The sequence below is a fragment of the Lishizhenia sp. genome (assembly GCF_057456495.1).
In genome coordinates this window covers 1-5,789 of the sequence record NZ_JBVCPV010000184.1, presented here as the reverse complement: position 1 = coordinate 5,789, position 5,789 = coordinate 1, and the positions used below count along the sequence as shown (strand labels likewise).

5 protein-coding genes are annotated in these 5,789 nt (G+C 36.4%); 2 read left to right on the top strand and 3 right to left on the bottom strand.

The window, feature by feature from the left end:
- Positions 1-604: hypothetical protein (locus AC22ZQ_RS11965; RefSeq protein WP_318959002.1), on the top strand; the 604-nt coding region annotated here is incomplete at its 5' end.
- Positions 605-613: 9 nt separating this feature from the next.
- On the top strand, positions 614-1,087 hold the full coding sequence (locus tag AC22ZQ_RS11960; RefSeq protein ID WP_318959001.1) for a hypothetical protein: 474 nt from the start codon (positions 614-616) through the stop codon (positions 1,085-1,087).
- 76 nt (positions 1,088-1,163) lie between these two features.
- Here AC22ZQ_RS11960 and AC22ZQ_RS11955 read toward each other — a convergent pair whose 3' ends face one another.
- The 3 genes from AC22ZQ_RS11955 to AC22ZQ_RS11945 all read right to left on the bottom strand — a co-directional run.
- Positions 1,164-3,392 carry an OmpA family protein gene (locus AC22ZQ_RS11955; RefSeq protein WP_318959000.1) on the bottom strand — a complete coding sequence of 743 codons (2,229 nt, stop codon included), beginning with the start codon at positions 3,390-3,392 and terminating at the stop codon, positions 1,164-1,166.
- A 3-nt stretch (positions 3,393-3,395) separates the two neighbouring features.
- Positions 3,396-4,316 (bottom strand): PorP/SprF family type IX secretion system membrane protein, encoded by a 921-nt coding sequence (locus AC22ZQ_RS11950; protein ID WP_318958999.1) that lies wholly within the window; start codon positions 4,314-4,316, stop codon positions 3,396-3,398.
- A 6-nt stretch (positions 4,317-4,322) separates the two neighbouring features.
- Positions 4,323-5,789: T9SS type B sorting domain-containing protein (locus AC22ZQ_RS11945; RefSeq protein WP_318958998.1), on the bottom strand; the 1,467-nt coding region annotated here is incomplete at its 5' end.

Below are 5,789 nucleotides of genomic sequence, written 5' to 3'. Positions count from 1 at the left end.
TCAAAAACAACATTATCCTTTTGTAGGGCAAAACAACGATTGGGAGATGCAGCTGCCCAATTTTCCGAACGACAGTGGAAGTGTATTTCTAATAGATACCCAAGATGTGTATGATGTGTTTAATTACTCGGAAAAAATGCATTTCAACTATTTGGAAGATGTAAATGGTGTGGCTCTTGAAAGAATCAATCTCCAGGGAAAAACTGGAAAATGGTATAGTGCAGGAAGTAATGTGAACTACGGTACACCTGGCTTTAAAAACTCTCAAATTACTCAGGGTGGTCCATCTTCAAAACTGTCTATTTCACCCAAAATATTCACTCCAAATGGAGATGGAGAAAAAGATTTGACATCCATTTATTATTCGCATAACGGTAATAAATATATGTTAAGCATGAAAATTTATAGTGAGGAAGGGATGGTTGTTAAGTCTTTGTTTAATAATGTTTTACAAGGTTTTTCAGGTGTTGTGTTGTGGGATGGAATGGATGAAGAAAATCACATTTGCAACATAGGAAATTACATTATTGTTGCCGAATTTCTTGACCTGGAATCTCAGCAATTGCAAGTATGTCGACAAATTCTTATCTTGAATGGTAATTAAAATCTACTTATGATGAAAGGAATAAAAAAAATGTTGGTTGTACTTGCTTTTCTAGCAGGTGGAATAGGAGTTGCATCGGCACAAAACTACAACACAGCTGTAGGATTGCGCTTTGGATCTTATGGTGATGGAGCTATAAATTTAAAGCACATGTTGGGTGGTTCAAATGCTATTGAGGCAACCCTAGGAGGTGGTAGGTATCACCTTTTCTTGGAGGGATTATACGAATGGAATTTTGATTTAGGGTCTGGATTCAATTGGTATTTAGGAGCCGGAGCACATGCGTTCCTATGGAATGATAATCATCCAGTTAAATACTATGAGGACGGTTTTGCTTTAGGAGCTAGAGGTGTAATTGGGATTGAATACACATTTGATTTCCCGTTAAACTTAGCGCTTCATACAGGACCTAGAATTGGTATAATAAATGGACCTGGTTATGCAGGATGGGGTGGATCTTTAGCCATAAGATATGCATTCTAATCTAGCAGCAGATTGAAAAGTATTAAAAAGCGGTCGCTTACCAAACGACCGCTTTTTTTGTGCTATGAAACTTTGATTATTGTAGTGAGATAACGAATTCAACACGTCTATTGAGTTGATGTAAACGTTCTTTTTCTACAATTCCTTTTGCATCTCTAATTTGTTTATAAGGGATGTAAAGTTTTCTTTCTCCATAGAATTCTATTTTCAATCGCTCTGGATTTATTCCCTTTGCAACCAAGTATTTTTTAGAGTTTTCGGCTCTTTTTCTAGAAAGCCACATGTTGTAATAGTCTGCCCCTCTAGTATCTGTGTGCGCTTGTAAATACAATGTTATATCTGGGTGCTGATTTAGTATAACAACTATTTTGTCCAATTCTTCTGCAGCATCTGGTCTGATGTTATGCTTGTCAAAATTGAAGTAGATTGGCATTAAATTGAAAAGATCTGTGATTTCGTAATTCTCATTTTTAATTAAAACCACATCATATTCATTATCTAAAAACAAATGTTGACGATCTCCTAATGTTTCTTTAAAGGGGATATATCTAGTATAGTATCCTGGAGCGGAAACAACAAAAGTGAAGTCTACATCATCTCCATATTGATAGCGAATATTATCTATGATAAAGTGACCGTTGATTGAATCGTAGGTATAGTTTTTAATGTTACCTGTACTATCCATAAGAACAATGCGAACATTAGGGACATCTACTTCAGTTTCCTGATCTATAACTCTTCCGGCAAATAAGTAATTAGGAGTTGTGTTAAGGTGAAGGTTTACTGTATAGTATTCTGAATCGTCTGTTAATAATAGCTCTTCATCGGTTTTCATCCCTTCTTTTTGAGTACGAATCAAATACGTTTCATTCTGTTCTACCTTAAAATTGTAGCTTCCCGTTAAACTAGAATACGTCGAATCTATCACTACTCCTTTATCATTGAATAGGTAAACCATGGCATTACTTACGGTATTCTCTGTAAACCCGTCATAGACCTTACCATTAAGTAAGGGAGTATGGAAAATCTCTTTAAGCTTTGTAAAACTGTAGATGTCATCGTCTCCATCACGGTTACTACTAAAGTACCCATGCTGGGAAAATGCATTGTCTACATAAGAAAAGTCATCCTGATTACTGTTCACTGGAGCACCCAAATTTCGAAGTTTAAGAGTTTGAAAATTGGTGTCTAATTTTGCAGCAAATATGTCCAATCCACCTAAACCATAATGTCCTTCAGTAGAGAAAAAAAGTGTTCTCTCAACAGAATTGAAATGGGGGAAAACCTCATCCTCTTGGGTGTTGATTTCTGGGCCAAAGTTTATTGGGTCCCCAACAATGTTCCCTCTTTTATTTAATTGCACGTAATAGAGGTCCATTCCTCCATATCCACCAGGTTGGTTAGATGAAAAAATGAGACGATTATTAATGGTGTCTAAAGTTGGGTGACAAGTGGAGTATTTTCTTGAATTAATTCTATTGAGATTTCTTATGTTTTTCAAAGCGTTGTTTTCCACCTTTGCGGTGTATATCTCTAGTTTGATTTGAGAATTATCTTCATCCTTTCTATTTCTTCTCTTCAATTGTTCCGCATTATTCCTGGTAAGGAAATAGACATCATATTGAGGACTATACACGCCTGTTCCATCGTGGAATTTTGATTTTCTATTCGATTTTATAGGAGTAACATTATTTAGTTTTCCCGATTCAGTAACATCGGCTTTATAGAGGTGATAGAAATAACTTCCTGTCCAAGAATGGATTTGATTTTCCATTAATCTAGAACGTTGGTTTCTTGAGAAAATAACAGTAGAGCTGTCTTTATAGCTAATACCTATTTCAGATTGATGCGTGTTGATATTTTCCTTTTCAACCTTGAAGTTTTCGTCTGCAACCGCAAGTTTTTCGAAGTTGCCAAAATTAAGCGCTAAGTTTAATTCATATTCTGTAGGTTCTTTAGTGCTTAAATAGGTAGTTAATGTTTCATAGGCTTTCGTATAGTTTTTCGCTCTTTTTTCTAAAAGTACATACCTTAAGATTTGGTAATCGGTGCATTTTCCTTGTGTATAAATGTATTCGTACCAATTTAAGGCGTTCATAAAATCACCTGTTTTGTCGTAAGCTAAGGCAATATTAGACGCAATGCTCATTGAATCAATCCCTCGTTCTAATACATCTTCATAAGCTTGAGCTGCATAGAAATAAGATTTATTTTCCAATAATTCATTCGCATATTTTAGCCTTCCTTCCTGCCCCACAACAAGAAAAGTAAAAAGGATTGTCAATATGGTAAGTGATAATTTCATATTCTAAAAGTATCTTGGAGATTGAAGATTTTTAACTTTAGAGTTAAGGTCGTAACTCAATAATAATTCGTGAGAACCTAAATTGTATTTGACCAATCTGTTTCCTGATAATTCAAAGGCATACCCTATTTTAAACTCGTTACTGAGGTTTATTTGAGCAATTAGTGCAATACTTTCTTTAAATCTATAATTGACACCCAGCCAGAAATTGTCATAGAAAATAAAGTAGTTCGAAGCTTCGATGGCCATTGGTGAATTCATGGCAACTTTAAGCATGATGGATGGACGTATTTTCAGCATCCTATTGTACTTAAAGTACCCTCCAAAGGCAAGGTGATAGTGACGAATATCTCTGTAGTTTAATTCTCCCACTTCTGCTGCACTTTCAACAATACGAGGACTAGATAATCCTAGAAACCAGTATTTCGAATGGTAATAAACACCTGCACCAAAATTGGGTTTAATTTCATTTTGAACTGCTCCAGATAGGGTTGGGTCATTCCATTCTTCCTTTGTTAATGTTCCATAGTTGTTGCTTAAAAAGTTGGCTCCTACTTTAAGACCAAAAGAAAGTTTACTTTTCTTTTTTCTATCCAGTTGTATGGTATAAGAAATATCTCCATTTACCCAAGTCGATGAGGTTGGACCAATCTTATCGTAAATCATACTTGCACCAAGCGCTAGTCCCTTCAAGGTGATGGGTGAATGTACACTTAGTGTGGTTGTTTTTGGTGCACCCTCAATACCCGCCCACTGGGCTCTGCTTAAGCTAGTGATAGCTAATGCATCTCTACTTCCTGCATAGGCAGGGTTGTAGTAGAGCATATTGTCTAAGTACTGCGTGAATTGTGATTCTTGCTGTGCAAAAACTGAAGTACTAAAAGTCAGCAGTACAAACAGTAAGTTTAATGTTAATTTTTGCATGTCAATTTATCGTTTAATGTATACATACCCTTGGTAAGCCTTAGCTTCACCACTTACTGGGTCAGTTAATTCAATGATGTAGAAGTAAGTTCCTTCTGGAAGTTCATTGCCTCCTACGTTTAGTTTATTTTGAGAAGTACCATCCCAATTGTTTTGATAGTCTTCATTGTAGTATACTTCAGATCCCCATCGGTTAAATACTCTTACTGATGTATTTGGATATTCTTCTAGATATTCAATTACAAAGTAGTCGTTAATACCATCTTCATTTGGAGAGAAACTTTCATAAATGATCATGTCGCATACCTCTGTAATCATTTCCAAAGTGTCACTGTTTACACATTGATATTCATCCGTAGCATAAACAATGTATTCTCCCTCATCATCAGATTCTAATTTGTCAATCAAATATTCAGGACCTGAATTCACCCAAGTTTGCTCTAAATACCAATCGTATATTAGGTCATTTTTCGGTGAGTGTACCTCAAGCATTGTTTCTCCTCCTTTACAATTATCAAAGACTGGGTTCAGCTTGATCTCAGGTAATGGTCTTACCACAATGTCGAAGCTAGTGGTACTTGTGTTTCCGTGAATATCTATGATCTGAACTGAAACTGTTGTCGTACCAATTGGGAAGTTGGTTTGTTCATCGAAATCAGTAATGATAGTATCAATTGAACAGTTGTCATTTACGTCATAATCGATTTCTACAATATCACTAGCACAGAAATAGTTTGCCGTATTGAAAGTAACCGTTGGATCTTCATTGTCTGTTACTGTTACAGTAAACGAACTATCAACAGCATTACCACATTCGTCGGTGAATGTATAGGTCACCGTTGTTACGCCAACATCAAAGAAATCTCCAGAACTGTATGTACTCTGAACATCAACGGTTCCACATAAGTCAGTTCCTTGTGGTTCGGTCCAACTGATCACAGCACCACAGAATGAACTATCATTGTCAACCGAAATATCTGCAGGGAAGGATATGATTTCAGGTAATGTAGTATCCTGAACATTTACTGTTTGAATATGCGTTGATGTATTACCACAATCATCAGTAGCTACCCATGTTCTCGTTAATACGTATGTATTTGTACAGTTTCCAGCTGTAGTACTTTCTTGGTAATTCACGTATGCTGTACTACAATTATCTGTTGCGGTTAGAGTAACTGCAGCTGGTATAGCATCACAGTTTACCGTCGTGTCAATTGGAAGGACTTCCACAAATAAAGGAGCAGTAGTGTCTTGAACGGTTACCGTTTGAACATGTGTCAACACATTTCCGCAGTCATCTGTTGCCGTCCAAGTTCTCGTTAATGTATAAGCATTTGCACAGTTTCCAGCGGTAGTACTCTCTTGGTAGTTCACGCTTGCTGAATTACAATTATCCGTTGCGGTTAAAGTTATTGCCGTTGGCACTGCATCACAGTTGACAGTAGTATCAACCGGAAGAGCTTCTACAAATAC

Bases quoted from the DNA above. Each gene is read 5' to 3' on its own strand.
- AC22ZQ_RS11955 (WP_318959000.1), bottom strand. From the start codon at position 3,392: ATGAAATTATCACTTACCATATTGACAATCCTTTTTACTTTTCTTGTT.
- AC22ZQ_RS11950 (WP_318958999.1), bottom strand. From the start codon at position 4,316: ATGCAAAAATTAACATTAAACTTACTGTTTGTACTGCTGACTTTTAGT.
- AC22ZQ_RS11960 (WP_318959001.1), top strand. From the start codon at position 614: ATGATGAAAGGAATAAAAAAAATGTTGGTTGTACTTGCTTTTCTAGCA.